This window comes from Streptomyces sp. Je 1-332 (genome assembly GCF_040730185.1).
Lineage (GTDB): Bacteria > Actinomycetota > Actinomycetes > Streptomycetales > Streptomycetaceae > Streptomyces.
Map to the genome: position 1 here is coordinate 1,738,728 of NZ_CP160402.1, position 15,069 is coordinate 1,753,796.

A 15,069-nucleotide genomic window follows, 5' to 3' on the forward strand; every position below is an offset into this window, starting at 1 on the left:
GGCGGCACCCCGCGCGGGGTGCCGCCCTTCTCGTCGTGTCCTAAGGCCCGCTACTTGCGCATGACCTCGGGCTCGTGGCGGCGCAGCAGCCGCGCGACCGCGAAGCCGCAGGCGATGCCGATCAGGAGCAGGATCGTGATGTTCATGCCCCACTGGCCCGCCGAGTGCTCCCACAGCGGGTCGAGGTCGCCCGGCTTCTTCGGGTCCCACGGCGGCATGAGGTGGGCGAGGTCCAGCGTGGCGCCCGCGCCGGCGATGGCCCAGCGCGAGGGCATCAGCCAGGCGAACTGCTCCAGGCCCGGCGAGCCGTAGACCTGGAAGAGCACGCCGGTGAAGACGACCTGGACGATCGCGAACATCACCAGGAGCGGCATGGTCTTCTCGGAGGTCTTCACCAGCGAGGAGATGACCAGGCCGAACATCATCGACGTGAAGCCCAGGGCGATGATGACCAGGCAGATCTCGACGGCCGGGGGCATGATCAGGCCCTCTTCCGGCATGTCGCGGGTCGCGAAGCCGATGCCGCAGATGATGACGCCCTGGAGGGCCGTGATCACGCCGAGGACGATGACCTTGGACATCAGGTACGCCGAGCGGGAGAGGCCGGTGGCGCGCTCCCGTTCGTAGATGACCCGTTCCTTGATCAGCTCTCGTACGGAGTTGGCCGCGCCCGAGAAACACATGCCGACCGCGAGGATCAGCATGATCGTGCCGGCGTCGCCGTTGAACTTCGACGGCGGCTCGGGAGGCGCGAGGCCGAAGTCGGCCGGGATGACGACGCTGACGATGCCGAGGACCGCGGGCAGGATCACCATCAGACCCATGAAGCCCTTGTCGGACGCGATCACCGAGGTGTAGCGGCGGATCAGGGTCCACAGCTGCGAACCCCAGCCCTGCGGCTTGGGCGGTCTGATCGCCTGCGGGGGCGGCATGTGGACGGACTGCGCGGCCACGGCGTCGATGTCGGCGGCGTACATCTGGTAGTGCTGCGAGCCCTTCCAGCGGCCCGCCCAGTCGTAGTCGCGGTAGTTCTCGAACGCCGAGAAGACGTCCGCCCACGTCTGGTAGCCGAAGAAGTTGAGCGCTTCCTCCGGCGGACCGAAGTACGCGACCGAGCCGCCCGGCGCCATCACCAGGAGCTTGTCGCAGATCGCCAGCTCGGCGACCGAGTGCGTGACGACCAGGACCGTGCGGCCGTCGTCGGCGAGGCCGCGCAGGAGCTGCATGACGTCGCGGTCCATGCCCGGGTCGAGGCCGGATGTGGGCTCGTCCAGGAAGATCAGCGACGGCTTGGTGAGCAGCTCCAGGGCCACCGACACGCGCTTGCGCTGGCCACCGGAGAGGGAGGTGACCTTCTTCTCCTTGTGGATGTCCAGCTTGAGCTCGCGCAGGACCTCGCCGATGCGCTGCTCGCGCTCCTGCTCGCTGGTGTCCGAGGGGAAGCGCAGCTTGGCGGCGTACTTGAGGGCCTTCTTGACGGTCAGTTCCTTATGCAGGATGTCGTCCTGCGGGACCAGACCGATGCGCTGGCGCAGCTCGGCGAACTGCTTGTAGAGGTTCCGGTTGTCGTAGAGGACGTCGCCCTTGTTGGCGGGCCGGTAGCCGGTGAGCGCCTTCAGGAGGGTGGACTTTCCGGAGCCCGAGGGGCCGATGACCGCGATGAGCGACTTCTCCGGGACGCCGAAGGAGACGTCCTTGAGGATGTCCTTGCCGCCGTCGACCGTCACCGTCAGGTGGCGGGCGGAGAAGGAGATCTCACCGGTGTCGACGAACTCCTCGAGCCGGTCGCCGACGAGCCGGAACGTCGAGTGGCCGACGCTGACGATGTCGTTCGGGCCGATGAGGGCCGTGCCCGACTTCGCGACCGGCTGACCGTTGATGTACGTGCCGTTGTGCGAGCCGAGGTCGTGGATCTCGAAGCGGCCGTCCGGAGTGGCCGTGAACTCGGCGTGGTGCCGCGAGACCTGGAGGTCGGAGACGACCAGTTCGTTCTCCAGGGCGCGGCCGATGCGCATCTTGCGGCCGAGCGAGAGCTGGTGGAACGTCGTCGGGCTGCGGTCACCGTAGACCGGCGGGGCCCCCGCGACACCGCCGGAACCCGCGCCGGGACCCTGCTGCTGCGGGACCTGCGGCTGCTGGTGCTGAGCGGCCTGCTGAGGCTGCGGCCAGCCCTGCTGCTGGGGCATCTGCTGCTGCGCCTGGTACTGCGGCGCCTGCGGCTCGGGTGCCTTGGCGGCCCAGCCGGGCCCGCCCTGCTGCTGCGCGTGGTGCTGCGGTGCCTGGTGTTGCGGCGCATGGTGGGCCGGGGCCTGCTGAGCGGCCTGCTGCGGTGCGGATACGGCGGCGGCGCCCGAGGCGCCACCGGACACATTCAGCCGCGGGCCGTCGGTCGCGTTACCGAGGTTCACCGCCGAGCCGGGGCCGATTTCCATCTGGTGGATCCGCTGGCCCTGCACAAACGTGCCATTGGTGCTGCCGTGGTCCTCGATGACCCAACTGCGGCCGCTCCAGCTGATCGTGGCGTGCCGCCAGGACACTCTGGCGTCGTCAAGCGCGAGATCCCCCTGCGGATCACGTCCGAGGGTGTACGACCTGGACGGATCGAGCGTCCAGGTCCTTCCATTCAATTCCAGTACGAGTTCCGGCACTCCAGCCCCACTGAGTTGTCCCCCGAGCTAGCCCCCGTCATGGGGAGTCTAGGGATGTCGAACATCGGGAGGAACTATTTCAGGCGGAGGCCTCTGACCGAAAGTCGGGCCTTGTGAAGACTGCGTACGGGCCTCTGTGGCCGCCCCGTTGACGGGGCAGAAACCACCCCGGAGAGTAGTAACCGCCCATGAGTCCATACGGATCATGCGCATTGCGCATATCTCGCATGAATCGGGCGATGCGACGTGAGTCGGGGGGTCCTGATGGAGTCCGGCGGAAAACGGGTCGAAGGCCGGGGTGTGCGGTGGGGCGATGTGCTGCTCTCCGCGATCGCCGCTGTGAGCTGGGCACTTGTCGGGATGGCCGGTGCGGCGGCGCTCGGTCTGCACCTTCTCGGCGCGAACGCGGTGGGGTCACTGGGGCCGATGACGGCTGCCGTGGTGGCGCTCGGCGCGGGTGGCTCGGTCACCCCGTCCGGTGACGTGTCGGCGTTCGGGCTCGAAGGGGCCGAGGCGACCACGGCGATCGACGTCGCGCCACTGGGGGTCGGCCTCGCGGGCGCGGTGCTGCTTGCGTATTTCTTCCTACGCTCCTTGCGCGGAGCGGGAGTTGTGATCACGACCGCCGAGTTGGCTGCGCGTGTCAGTGCGGTGATCGTCCTCTTTCTTGTGATGCTCGGCGGGTTGGCATGGGCTGGTCACGACATCATCACGATCGACGGCGAGCAGCTGGGGATCGACAAGGGCATCGAGGAGGGCGTCGACCAGCTCCCCGATGACATCACGGACAAACTTCCCGACGGTCTCGGTGACATCGGCGGTCTGCTGCCCGACCGGCTCGGCGATCTCGCCCAGGCGAAGGCCGCGGTCGGCTTCACGGTGGACACGGGGCCGACGCTGCTCGGGGGCGCGGTGTGGGTGAGCGTCGTCCTGCTGATCGCGCTGCTCGCCTCGCGTCGTACGCCGTTGCCGCGCGGGTGGGACAGCGTGCACCGCGTGCTGCGTCCTGCCGCGTCGGCGCTGGTCACGGTGTTGCTCATGGCGGTGCTCGCCGGTCTTGCCGCGGCGCTGTACGCGATGATCGGCGACGCCCATCCTCGGCGGATCGCGGGCGCGGCGTTGCTCGGGGCGCCGAACGGGGTGTGGCTCGGGGTGCCGGTCGGGCTCTTCGTGCCGTGGGACGGCGAGGCGACGGGCGAGCTGGCGAAGCTTCTGCCGGATCCGCTGGACGAGCTGCTCGCGGGTTCGGGCACCGCGGGCGCCGCGGGGGGCGAGGCGGTGACGCTGGGGCGGCTGGCGGAACTCGACAGCCGGGTCTGGCTTCTCGGGGTCGCGGCGGCGCTGATGATCCTGTGCGCCGGGGTGCTCACCGCGGTCCGCACTCCTTACATACGTGGTGAGACAGGCCCCCTGCGGTTCGCGGGACAGTGCGCGGTGCGGCTCGGCGCGCTGACGGCGGTGGCGCTGCCGCTGCTGGTGTGGCTGACGGGAGTCTCCGCGAACGCCTCACTCTCGGTCCTCGGCTTCGACGCTTTCGGGGCGGGGATAGAACTGCACGGCCAACTGGGGATGGCCTTGATCCTGGGGGCGGCGTGGGGTGCGGGGGCGGGGGCGGTGGGGGCGGCGCTTGCTGTGGCCAGTGGGGCGGCAGGGGGGAGGGTTGCTGCGTTGGCCCTTGTGGGGGTGGGGGCTGCGGGGGCGGGGGTGGATGCTGCGGGCCCAGCGGGGGCTGGGGGGTCGCGGGGAGCTGCGGGGGCCGCGGGGGCGGCCGGAGCTGCGGGGGCGCCCGGAGTCGCGGGGGCGACCGGCACCGCCGGGGCTCCGGGGCCGCACGGCACCGCCGGGGCTGCGGGGTCGCCGGGTAATGCGGGGGCTGCGGGGTCGCCCGGTGCTGCGGGGCCGTACAGCCCGAGCGCGCCCTTCCGGCCCTCGAACCCTGACACGAACCCCTACCTGCGTCCGCCCAGCGATGTCTCCGGGGCGCCGACGGTGGTGGGCCCGATCACGCCTCCCCCGCGCCCAAAGCCGAAGCCGCGCCCGCGCTCATCGGGCAACGGAGACTGGCCACCCCCGCCTCCCCCACCGCCGCCGCCTCCGAAGCGGGGGCCGCGGGGGCCGCGGGGCGGCGGGGGGCGGTAGGGCGTTCTGTCCCGCCGCTTCGCGGCGAATGCTTTCCCGCCCACCCACCCGATCACCCTGCGGCCGAGACTGCGATCGACAGGCGGGGACCGTCGACGCCGCGGGGTAAACGGGTGGGCGGGCGGGAAAGACCCGCCGGAGGTGAACGCCCGGGAGGCATAAAAGCCGCCGAGAGGCACCAGCGGCTAGGAAAAGCCGCCGCCCGATGGCCACCCGCCAGCGGGGACCGTCGACGCCACGGGGTGAACGGGCGGGCGGGCGGGCGAAAATCCGCCGGAGGTGAACGCCCGGGCGGGGAAAGAAACCGCCGAGGGGCACCCGCGGCTGGGAAAAACCGCCGCCCAAGGGCCACCCGCCCCCGGGCACCGTCGACGCCCCGGGGTGAGCGGCGGGTGGGTTGGGGGAGGAAAAGTGGGCCGGGGAGGAGGCGGTCGGCGCCCTGCGTGGGTGTCCGGGGAGCGGACCGGCGGTACGCCCCCGAGGGGCGACGGATACCGTGGAGACACCATGAGCGCTTCGCAGCCCCCGCACCCCGCAGACGCCCCCACGCTCCTCGTCAAGATCTTCGGCAAGGACCGCCCAGGACTCACCGCAGGCCTCTTCGACACCCTCGCCGCCTACTCCGTCGACGTCGTGGACATCGAGCAGGTAGTCACCCGTGGCCGCATAGTGCTGTGCGCGCTCGTGACCGCGCCCCCGGCCGGCCTGGAGGGCGACCTCCGGTCCACCGTGCACAGCTGGGCCGACTCCCTGAAGATGCAGGCCGAGATCATCTCGGGCATCGGCGACAACCGCCCCCGTGGCCACGGCCGTTCGCACGTCACGATGCTCGGGAACCCCCTGACCGCCGAGTCGACCGCCGCGATCGCCGCCAGCATCGCCGCGATCGGCGGCAACATCGACCGTATCTTCCGGCTCGCCAAGTACCCCGTGACCGCCGTCGAGTTCGACGTCTCCGGCACGGCGACCGAGTCGCTGCGCACCGCCCTCGCCCTGGAGGCGGCCAAGGTCGGCGTGGACGTCGCCGTCATCGCCGCGGGACTGCACCGCCGTGCCCAGCGGCTCGTCGTGATGGACGTCGACTCGACCCTCATCCAGGACGAGGTGATCGAGCTCTTCGCGGCACACGCCGGCTGCGAGGACGAGGTCGCCGAGGTGACCGCGGCCGCGATGCGCGGCGAACTGGACTTCGAGCAGTCGCTGCACGCCCGCGTGAGACTCCTCGCCGGGCTCGACGCCTCGGTCGTCGACAAGGTCCGCTCCGAGGTCCGCCTCACGCCCGGCGCCCGCACCCTCATCCGTACGCTCAAGCGCCTCGGCTACCAAGTGGGCGTCGTCTCGGGCGGGTTCACCCAGGTGACCGATGACCTGAAGGAACGTCTCGGCCTCGACTTCGCCCAGGCCAACACCCTGGAGATCGTCGACGGCAAGCTCACCGGCAAGGTGACCGGCGAGATCGTGGACCGCGCGGGCAAGGCCCGGCTGCTGCGCCGCTTCGCCGACGAGGCCGGGGTTCCGCTGGAGCAGACCGTCGCGATCGGCGACGGCGCCAATGACCTCGACATGCTGAACGCGGCCGGTCTCGGGGTCGCCTTCAACGCCAAGCCCGTCGTGCGGGAGGCCGCGCACACCGCGGTGAACGTCCCCTTCCTCGACACCGTCCTCTACCTCCTCGGCGTCACCCGCGAAGAGGTCGAGGCAGCGGACACCCACACCGACTGAGACCGCGGTCCGGGAGCCGCGAAGTCGCCATCACACCGATGGCCCCCGTACCGCTGCGGTACGGGGGCCATCGGTGTATGTGCGTCAGGGGGTCAGTCAGAAGGCGCCCAGTAGTCGGCGAGCGTGCCGACTCCGGGCTCCAGGGCCTTCCATGAGCCGGAGTACGTCAGTACGGCGAAGGCGGCGGTCGGGAAGCCGCGGCCGTTCATGCGCGTACGGGCGTCGCCCTCCGCGTCGCCCGCGAGGACGTCGGCGAGCCCCTGCACTCCGGGGTTGTGGCCGATCAGTACGACGTTCTGTACGTCGTCCGGGGTTTCGTTGAGCACGGCGATCAGTTCGCCCGGAGAGGCTTCGTACAGCCGATCCTCGTAGACCGTCTTGGGCCGTTGCGGAAGCTCATGGACGGCGAGCTTCCATGTCTCGCGGGTTCTGGCGGCGGTCGAGCAGAGGGCCAGGTCGAAAGAGATGCCGCTGTCGGCCAGCTTGCGCCCGGCGACGGGGGCATCCTTGCGGCCGCGCTCCGCGAGGGGCCGCTCATGGTCGGACACCTGCGGCCAGTCGGCCTTCGCATGCCGGAAAAGGACAATCCTGCGGGGTTCTGCGACGCTCATGCGTCCCAGCTTCGCACGAAACCCGCCAGCGGGCGCAGGGAGTTGGTGGGCTCCCCCGCCATGGGTGACGGCGTCCGCCCGGGGCAGGTCACGGGGCCGTACGGAACACGGTCTCCTGGATGCGCTCGAGCAGGTGCGTGACCACCGGCTCGCCGCTCGCCGCGTGTGCGTCGGCGGGGTTCAGTATCAGCAGGAGGAGGGCGGCGAAGGCGATGGCGGGGAGGGCGATCGCCCACCACGGAAGCTGGATCTCGACGCTCGCGGAGTCCTTGGTGGCTCCCAGGTCGCGCCGAGTGTGCGAGTGGGCCGACATGCCGCCTCCGGGGTCTTCGAGTCCTCCGTGCCACGTCTTCGCGGCCACATCTCGAAGGTACGGATCCCGCGACCCTCAGCACATCCGGTGATCCACCCAGTTGACCCTGACACTGGCCCCCTAGGGGATGGTGGTGCTAGCCCCACCATCGGCCCCGCCGGGTTCAGTTCACGGCGAGGCGATGGAGGCGATGATCCCGATGATCACGGTGATGGCCAGCATCGAGCCAAGCACGATGAGCAGCTTCTTCTGGCCGTTCTGGGGGTTCGGGTCGAGCACTGGCATGGAAAGAGTCTCGCACCCTTTGTCCGACGCGTCGCCGCCGGGGTCAGGTTGCCCGTCGAGCCGTCGCCGGGGCCAGGTTGCCGTCGAGCCACCCCCGTCGGGGCCGGGCAACCGCCTCCGGGCTCAGGCAGCCGCCGCGACCTCGTCCTCGACCGTGCGGTTGCGGCCCGCCAGGATGCCCACCACGATCTGCGGCACCATCAGGCCCGCCATGAGCGCGATCGGCAGCCCCCAGCCACCGCTGTGCTGGTAGAGCACGCCCACCAGGAGCGGACCCGGGATCGAGATCAGATAGCCCGTGCTCTGGGCGAAGGCCGAGAGCTTGGCGACGCCCACGCTGCTCTTGGCCCGCATGCCGACCATGGTGAGGGCCAGCGGGAAGGCGCAGTTGGAGACGCCGAGCAGCAGGGCCCAGGCCCAGGCTCCGCTCTCGGGGGCGAGATAGAGACCCGCGTATCCGGCGAGGCCACAGGCGCCCAGCACGACCACCACGGGCCCCTGGTTCGGCAGCCGGGTGGCGACCCGCGGGATCACGAAGGCCAGCGGCACGCCCATCGCCATGGTGACGGCGAGGAGCACACCGGCCTCCCCCGCCGGCACCCCGGCGTCACGGAAGATCTGCGGCATCCAGCCCATCGTGATGTACGCGGCGGTGGCCTGGAGCCCGAAGAAGGAGGCCAGCGCCCACGCCGTACGGCTGCGCGTGATGCGCAGTCCCGCGTCCTCCTGGCGCACCTCGGAGCTGACGTGCTCCGGGGCGGCCGACGCGGCGCTCCGGTCCCGCACGAGCGGGACCCACGGCACCACGGCGACGACCGCGAGCGCCGCCCACATCACGAGTCCGTTCTGCCAACTGCCGCCCATGGCATCGGTCATGGGCACGGTGATGGCCGCGGCCAGCGATGTACCGAGGGCCAGCGCCATCGAGTACAGCCCGGTCATCGAGCCGACCCGGTCGGGGAACCAGCGCTTGACGATCACCGGCATCAGGACGTTGCTGACCGCGATGCCCATGAGGGCGAGCGCGCTCGCGGCGAGGAAGCCGACGGTGCCGCCGAGGAAGGGGCGGATCGCCAGGCCCGTGGCGATGGCGACCATGCCCGCGCAGACCACCGCGCTGGGACCGAACCGGCGGGCGAGCCGCGGTGCCATCACACCGAAGACCGCGAAGCAGAGCGGTGGGACGGAGGTGAGCAGTCCGGCGAGCGTGCCGCTCATGCCGAGTCCGTCACGTACCTCTTCGAGGAGGGAGCCGAGGCTGGTGATGGCCGGACGGAGGTTGAGGGCGGCGAGGACGATGCCGACCATGACGAGACGCGTCGCCCACGCGCGCGTGGCGGGCTGTTTCTCCGCCGCCCCGTTCGCCGCGTCGGTACGTATCGGTGTCGTCGGTGTCGGTGTCATCGTCGTGGATTCCTCACTAGCCATGGAGCCATCATAGAATCATGGGATGATTGGCTGTCCAATCGGTTCGCCGATCCGCTCGCCCATCCGATCGCGTCACCTCACCCGTAACCTCGTCCCGCACGGCCCCGCCCGTCATCCCGCGCACGAAGGAACGTCATGCCGCTGACCACCCCTCACCGATCGGCGCTCTCCGAACAGGTCATCGCCGAGCTGCGCAACCAGATCTCCACGGGCGAGTGGCCGGTCGGATCCCGCATCCCCACCGAGCCCGAGCTGGTCGAGCAGCTGGGCGTGGCGCGCAACACCGTCCGGGAGGCGGTCCGCGCCCTCGCGCACAACGGCCTGCTCGACATCCGGCAGGGATCGGGCACCTACGTGGTCGCGACCAGCGAACTGGCCGGTGTCATGCAGCGCAGGTTCGCCGAGACGGATCCGCGGCACATCGCGGAGCTGCGCAGCACGCTGGAGTCGAGCGCGGCGAAGCTGGCCGCGCAGCGGCGCACGGAGCGCGACCTCAAACAGCTCGACACCCTGCTGGAGCGCCGCGAGGAGGCCTGGGCGTCGGGCGACGCCGAAGCCTTCGTGGCCGCCGACGCGACGTTCCACCTGGCCGTCGTGGCCGCGTCGCACAACGACGCGATGACGGCGATGTACGCCGACCTCGGCGAGGTGATGGTGGACTGGCTGCGCGAGGACATCGGCGATGAGCTGACCCCCGAGAGCCACATGGACCACGCCCGGCTCGTCGACGCGATCCGCGAGAACGACGCGGAGGCGGCGGCCAAGGAGGCCGCGGGCTACCCCTTCATGTGCCGCAGGGAACTCTTCGAGGACCCCGCCCGCCCCTGACGCCCGCGCACCTGGCCCTCACTTCTGGTGGCTGACCCAGACCGAGCGGATCTCCTTCCAGCACCGTCCGGTGAGCCGCACGGTCTGGGCGGGCCCGGCCTCCACGAAGACCCCGTCGCTGTCGATGTCCCACCACTGCTCGCACTCCAGGTGCAGCCGGACCCTGTCGGTCTCGGGGTACGGGTTGTGGCAATAGGCGACCGCGTCCGAGCCCTCGACACGAGTGCGGCACTCCGAGCCGAAGGGCCGCGGTTTCGCCGCCTCTTGAGCCTCCACGCGCGCGCGTGGGGGCTCCGCCTCTCCGACGGCATGCGACGCGGCGCCGTACGGCAGGGCGATCAGCAGGGTGAGAGCGGCGAGCACCGCAGGAGGTGACGGGCGCACACTTCAGGGTGCGCGGTGATGCAGCGACCCCGCCTGGCCGGTGGGCCGAACGGGTGACGCCCCGCCTCCCGCGCGGCGCGGGGACGGGGCGTCAAGAACGTACGAAAATGCCTGGTCAGGCACCCATCATGTGCACGCCGCCGTCGACGTGGATGATCTCGCCGGTCGTCTTCGGGAAGAAGTCCGAGAGCAGCGCGACGATGCCGCGGCCCGCCGGCTCCGGGTCGGCCATGTCCCAGTCCAGCGGGGAACGGGTGTTCCAGACGTCCGCGAGGTCGGCGAAGCCCGGGATGGACTTGGCCGCCATGGAGCCGATCGGGCCCGCGGAGATCATGTTGCAGCGGATGTTCTCCTTGCCCAGGTCGCGGGCGAGGTAGCGCGAGGTGGCCTCGAGGGCGGCCTTGGCCGGGCCCATCCAGTCGTACTTGGGCCAGGCGAACTGCGCGTCGAAGGTCAGCCCCACGACGGAGCCGCCGTTCGGCATCAGGGGGCGGCACGCCATGGTGAGCGACTTCAGGGAGAACGCCGAGACGTGCATGGCCGTCGAGACGTCCTCGAAGGTCGCCTCGAGGAAGTTGAAGGCGCCCTGCGGGGCGAAGCCGATGGAGTGCACGATGCCGTCGAGGCCGCCGAGCTCGTCCTTGACCAGGCCCGCGAGCCGGTCGAGGTGCTCCTGGTTGGTCACGTCGAGCTCGATGACCTTGGCGGGCTTGGGCAGCTTCTTGGCGATGCGCTCGGTGAGCGTGGGGCGCGGGAAGGCGGTGAGGATGACCTCGGCGCCCTGCTCCTGCGCGACCTTGGCCGCGTGGAACGCGATGGAGGACTCCATCAGCACGCCCGTGATCAGGATCTTCTTGCCGTCGAGAATTCCGCTCATGGTGATCAGTGACCCATGCCCAATCCGCCGTCAACGGGGATGACGGCTCCAGTGATGTACGAGGCGTCGTCCGAGGCGAGGAACTTCACCGCGGCGGCGATCTCCTCGGGCTGCGCGTAACGGCCGAGCGGCACCTGCGCCACGATGTTCGACCGCTGCTCGTCGGTGAGCACCTTGGTCATGTCGGTGTCGACGAAACCGGGCGCGACGACGTTGAAAGTGAGGTTGCGCGACCCGAGTTCACGGGCGAGCGAGCGCGCGAAGCCGACCAGGCCCGCCTTGGAGGCGGCGTAGTTCGCCTGCCCCGGGCCGCCCATCAGGCCGACGACGGAGGAGATCAGCACGACGCGGCCCTTCCTGGCGCGCAGCATGCCGCGGTTGGCGCGCTTCACGACACGGAAGGTGCCGGTGAGGTTGGTGTCGAGGACGGACGTGAAGTCCTCCTCGGACATGCGCATGAGGAGCTGGTCCTTGGTGATCCCGGCGTTGGCCACCAGGATCTCGACCGGACCGTGCTTCTCCTCGATCTCCTTGTAGGCCTGCTCCACCTGCTCGGAGTCGGTGATGTCGCACTTGACGGCGAGGACTCCGAGCTCAGTGAGGGCCTGGGGCGGTTCACCCGAGCGGTAGGTGATCGCGACCTTGTCTCCGGCGTCGGCGAAGACGCGGGCGATGGCGAGGCCGATGCCCCGGTTTCCTCCGGTGACGAGAACCGAGCGGCTCAACGGATCACCCTTTCGATAGCGGTCTGGTACCTCGAAAACCTATCGGTACGGTGCTCCATACGGAGAATCGACGACCGACAGTGGCGTACCGGACTCGCTGTCGGGTCCCTACAGAAATCTCTGGCCGCCGGGCCCTCACGCGCGACATGATCTGAGCGACCGGTGCCGACAGCAGGGAGACATCCGTGCCTCATTCCATCGATGAAGCCTTCACGGCGCTGCCGCTGAGGGCTCTCGCCGACGCCGCGCTGGCTCGGGCGCGCGCCCTGGGCGCAGACCACGCGGACTTCCGCTTCGAGCGCGTGCGCAGCGCCTCCTGGCGGCTGCGGGACGCCAGGCCGTCCGGCACATCGGACACCACGGACCTCGGCTACGCGGTCCGGGTCGTGCACGGCGGGACCTGGGGGTTCGCCTCGGGCGTCGATCCGACGATGGACGCGGCGGCGAAGGTGGCGTCCCAGGCCGTGGCGATGGCGAAGCTCTCGGCCAAGGTCATCAAGGCGGCCGGCTCGGACGAGCGGGTCGAACTCGCGCGGGAACCGGTGCACGCCGAGCAGACCTGGGTGTCGTCGTACGAGATCGACCCCTTCTCCGTGCCGGACGAGGAGAAGAGCGGGTTGCTCGCCGAGTGGAGCTCGCGTCTGCTCGCCGCCGACGGCGTCTCGCATGTCGACGCCTCGCTGCTCACCGTGCACGAGAACAAGTTCTACGCGGACACGGCGGGGACGGTGACCACGCAGCAGCGGGTCAGGCTGCACCCGCAGCTCACCGCGGTCGCGGTGGACGGGACGAGCGGCGAGTTCGACTCGATGCGGACCATCGCGCCGCCGGTCGGGCGCGGCTGGGAGTACCTCACGGGGACCGGCTGGGACTGGGACGCCGAGCTCGCGCGCATCCCGGAGCACCTCGCCGAGAAGATGCGGGCCCCGAGCGTGGAGGCCGGCTCGTACGACCTGGTCGTCGACCCCTCCAACCTCTGGCTGACCATCCACGAGTCCATCGGCCACGCCACCGAGCTGGACCGTGCGCTCGGCTACGAAGCTGCGTACGCGGGGACGTCGTTCGCCACCTTCGACCAGCTCGGCAAGCTCGCGTACGGCTCGTCGATCATGAATGTGACGGGTGACAGGACGGCCGAGCACGGACTCGCGACCATCGGGTTCGACGACGAGGGGGTGGCCGCGCAGTCCTGGGACCTGGTGAAGGACGGCACCCTGGTCGGCTACCAACTGGACCGGCGCATCGCGAAACTCACCGGCTTCGAGCGGTCCAACGGCTGCGCGTACGCGGACTCCCCCGGCCATGTGCCGGTGCAGCGCATGGCGAACGTGTCGCTCAAGCCGGATCCCGGCGGGCTCTCGACGGAGGACCTGATCGGGGGCGTGGACCGGGGCATCTACGTCGTGGGCGACCGTTCGTGGTCGATCGACATGCAGAGGTACAACTTCCAGTTCACCGGACAGCGCTTCTACCGCATCGAGAACGGCCGCATCACCGGCCAGCTGCGCGATGTCGCGTACCAGGCGACGACCACCGACTTCTGGGGCTCGATGACGGCGGTCGGCGGCCCGCAGACGTACGTACTCGGCGGCGCCTTCAACTGCGGCAAGGCCCAGCCGGGCCAGGTCGCGGCGGTCTCCCACGGCTGCCCGTCGGCCCTGTTCCGGGGCGTCAACATTCTGAACACCACGCAGGAGGCGGGTCGATGAGCCGTAGCGCCAACAAGCCGCACGAGGTCGTCGAGCGCGCCCTCGAACTGTCCACCGCCGACGGCTGTGTCGTCATCGCCGACGAGCACTCGACCGCGAACCTGCGCTGGGCGGGCAACGCCCTGACCACGAACGGCGTCACCCGCGGCCGCACCCTCACCGTCATCGCGACCGTCGACGGCAAGGAGGGCACGGCGTCCGGCGTCGTCTCCCGGTCGGCCGTGACCGCCGCCGACCTCGAACCCCTGGTGCGTGCCGCCGAGCACGCCGCGCGCGGCGCGGGTCCCGCCGAGGACGCGCAGCCGCTGGTGGCCGGGGCCAAGGAGTCGGCGGACTTCGGGGACGCACCGCTCGCGACGTCCTCCGCGGTCTTCGACGACTTCGCCCCGGCGCTCGGCGAGGCGTTCGCCGCGGCCCGAGCGGGCGGACGCGAGCTGTACGGCTTCGCGAACCACGAACACACGACGAGCTACCTCGGTACGTCGACGGGGCTGCGGCTGCGGCACGATCAGCCGAGCGGCACCCTGGAACTCAACGCCAAGTCCCCCGACCGCACCAAGTCCGCGTGGGCGGGCCGCGCGACCCGTGACTTCAAGGACGTGGACCCGGCGGCGCTCGACGCTGAGCTCGCCAAGCGTCTGGGGTGGGCGCAGCGGCGCATCGACCTGCCGGCCGGGCGGTACGAGACGCTGCTGCCGCCGACCGCCGTCGCCGACCTGCTGATCTACCAGCTGTGGTCGGCGTCGGCCAGGGACGCCGCCGAGGGCCGGACGGTGTTCTCCAGGCCGGGCGGCGGCACCCGCGTCGGCGACCGCCTCGCCGAGCTGCCCCTGACGCTGCGCAGCGACCCGAACGAGCCGGGCCTTGAGTCCGCGCCGTTCGTGCTCGCGCACGCGTCGGGCGGCGACTCGTCCGTCTTCGACAACGGGCTGCCGCTGGCCGCCACCGACTGGATGCGCGCGGGCGAGCTCGCGCACCTGACCAGCACCCGGCACAGCGCGTCCCTGACCGGCCTGCCGGTGGCCCCCGCCATCGACAACCTCATCCTGGACGGCGGCACCGACCGCAGCTTGGAGGACATGGTCGCGGGCACGGAGCGCGGGCTGCTCCTGACCTGCCTCTGGTACATCCGCGAGGTCGACCCCGCGACCCTGCTGCTCACCGGGCTCACCCGGGACGGCGTCTACCTCGTCGAGAACGGCGAGGTCGTGGGCGAGGTGAACAACTTCCGCTTCAACGAGTCGCCGGTGGACCTGCTCTCGCGGGCCTCGGAGGCCGGCCGCACGGAGAAGACGCTGCCCAGGGAGTGGGGCGACTGGTTCACCAGGGCCGCGATGCCCGCCCTGCGCATCCCCGACTTCAACATGAGCTCGGTCAGCCAAGGCGTGTGACGCCCATAG

The 15,069-nt window shown here is 70.6% G+C and carries 13 protein-coding genes; 5 read left to right on the forward strand and 8 right to left on the reverse strand.

All coding sequences use genetic code 11. From position 1 onward, the window contains the following. Positions 1 to 50: 50 nt before the first annotated feature. Positions 51 to 2,648, reverse strand: a complete 2,598-nt coding sequence (locus tag ABXJ52_RS08105; protein WP_367040476.1) for an FHA domain-containing protein — start codon at positions 2,646 to 2,648, stop codon at positions 51 to 53. Between the two features lie 264 nt (positions 2,649 to 2,912). Between ABXJ52_RS08105 and ABXJ52_RS08110 the strand changes: the two genes are divergently transcribed. Further along, a complete protein-coding gene (locus tag ABXJ52_RS08110) occupies positions 2,913 to 4,787 on the forward strand; it encodes a streptophobe family protein (protein WP_367040478.1) in 1,875 nt (624 codons plus the stop codon). 507 nt (positions 4,788 to 5,294) lie between these two features. Then, positions 5,295 to 6,509, forward strand: coding sequence for a phosphoserine phosphatase SerB (serB, locus tag ABXJ52_RS08115; RefSeq protein ID WP_367040479.1), 1,215 nt, complete (start codon positions 5,295 to 5,297; stop codon positions 6,507 to 6,509). Positions 6,510 to 6,601: 92 nt separating this feature from the next. Here serB and ABXJ52_RS08120 read toward each other — a convergent pair whose 3' ends face one another. The 4 genes from ABXJ52_RS08120 to ABXJ52_RS08135 form a co-directional block, all read right to left on the reverse strand. Next, entirely contained in the window at positions 6,602 to 7,120 is a 519-nt protein-coding gene (locus ABXJ52_RS08120; protein ID WP_367040481.1) for a histidine phosphatase family protein, read from the reverse strand. Positions 7,121 to 7,208: 88 nt separating this feature from the next. Continuing rightward, positions 7,209 to 7,433 (reverse strand): hypothetical protein, encoded by a 225-nt coding sequence (locus ABXJ52_RS08125; protein WP_367048899.1) that lies wholly within the window; start codon positions 7,431 to 7,433, stop codon positions 7,209 to 7,211. 168 nt (positions 7,434 to 7,601) lie between these two features. Then, entirely contained in the window at positions 7,602 to 7,718 is a 117-nt protein-coding gene (locus tag ABXJ52_RS08130; protein ID WP_150166275.1) for an SGM_5486 family transporter-associated protein, read from the reverse strand. A 123-nt stretch (positions 7,719 to 7,841) separates the two neighbouring features. After that, complete coding sequence (locus ABXJ52_RS08135) at positions 7,842 to 9,146, reverse strand: CynX/NimT family MFS transporter (protein WP_367040482.1); 1,305 nt, start codon at positions 9,144 to 9,146, stop codon at positions 7,842 to 7,844. Positions 9,147 to 9,281: 135 nt separating this feature from the next. On the opposite strand from ABXJ52_RS08135, the gene ABXJ52_RS08140 reads away from it, so the two are divergent. Next, positions 9,282 to 9,974, forward strand: a complete 693-nt coding sequence (locus ABXJ52_RS08140; protein ID WP_367040483.1) for a FadR/GntR family transcriptional regulator — start codon at positions 9,282 to 9,284, stop codon at positions 9,972 to 9,974. An 18-nt stretch (positions 9,975 to 9,992) separates the two neighbouring features. On the opposite strand, the gene ABXJ52_RS08145 is transcribed toward ABXJ52_RS08140, so the two are convergent. From ABXJ52_RS08145 to fabG, 3 genes are all read right to left on the reverse strand, one after another. Further along, on the reverse strand, positions 9,993 to 10,337 hold the full coding sequence (locus ABXJ52_RS08145; protein ID WP_367040485.1) for a hypothetical protein: 345 nt from the start codon (positions 10,335 to 10,337) through the stop codon (positions 9,993 to 9,995). A gap of 136 nt (positions 10,338 to 10,473) precedes the next feature. Continuing rightward, complete coding sequence (fabI, locus tag ABXJ52_RS08150) at positions 10,474 to 11,235, reverse strand: enoyl-ACP reductase FabI (RefSeq protein ID WP_367040487.1); 762 nt, start codon at positions 11,233 to 11,235, stop codon at positions 10,474 to 10,476. A 5-nt stretch (positions 11,236 to 11,240) separates the two neighbouring features. Beyond that, entirely contained in the window at positions 11,241 to 11,960 is a 720-nt protein-coding gene (fabG, locus tag ABXJ52_RS08155; protein ID WP_367040488.1) for a 3-oxoacyl-[acyl-carrier-protein] reductase, read from the reverse strand. Between the two features lie 185 nt (positions 11,961 to 12,145). On the opposite strand from fabG, the gene ABXJ52_RS08160 reads away from it, so the two are divergent. Both ABXJ52_RS08160 and ABXJ52_RS08165 read left to right on the forward strand, forming a co-directional pair. After that, the gene (locus ABXJ52_RS08160; protein WP_367040489.1) at positions 12,146 to 13,669 is read left to right on the forward strand and encodes a TldD/PmbA family protein; all 1,524 of its coding nucleotides are present in this window, start codon (positions 12,146 to 12,148) and stop codon (positions 13,667 to 13,669) included. Next, the gene (locus tag ABXJ52_RS08165) at positions 13,666 to 15,060 is read left to right on the forward strand and encodes a metallopeptidase TldD-related protein (RefSeq protein ID WP_367040491.1); all 1,395 of its coding nucleotides are present in this window, start codon (positions 13,666 to 13,668) and stop codon (positions 15,058 to 15,060) included. The genes ABXJ52_RS08160 and ABXJ52_RS08165 overlap by 4 nt, the downstream gene beginning before the upstream one ends. The last annotated feature ends 9 nt before the right edge of the window (positions 15,061 to 15,069 follow it).

Coding starts and splice junctions, on each gene's coding strand:
- ABXJ52_RS08110 (WP_367040478.1), top strand. CDS start 2,913: ATGGAGTCCGGCGGAAAACGGGTCGAAGGCCGGGGTGTGCGGTGGGGC.
- serB (WP_367040479.1), top strand. CDS start 5,295: ATGAGCGCTTCGCAGCCCCCGCACCCCGCAGACGCCCCCACGCTCCTC.
- ABXJ52_RS08120 (WP_367040481.1), bottom strand. CDS start 7,120: ATGAGCGTCGCAGAACCCCGCAGGATTGTCCTTTTCCGGCATGCGAAG.
- ABXJ52_RS08125 (WP_367048899.1), bottom strand. CDS start 7,433: ATGTCGGCCCACTCGCACACTCGGCGCGACCTGGGAGCCACCAAGGAC.
- ABXJ52_RS08130 (WP_150166275.1), bottom strand. CDS start 7,718: ATGCCAGTGCTCGACCCGAACCCCCAGAACGGCCAGAAGAAGCTGCTC.
- ABXJ52_RS08135 (WP_367040482.1), bottom strand. CDS start 9,146: ATGGCTAGTGAGGAATCCACGACGATGACACCGACACCGACGACACCG.
- ABXJ52_RS08140 (WP_367040483.1), top strand. CDS start 9,282: ATGCCGCTGACCACCCCTCACCGATCGGCGCTCTCCGAACAGGTCATC.
- fabI (WP_367040487.1), bottom strand. CDS start 11,235: ATGAGCGGAATTCTCGACGGCAAGAAGATCCTGATCACGGGCGTGCTG.
- ABXJ52_RS08165 (WP_367040491.1), top strand. CDS start 13,666: ATGAGCCGTAGCGCCAACAAGCCGCACGAGGTCGTCGAGCGCGCCCTC.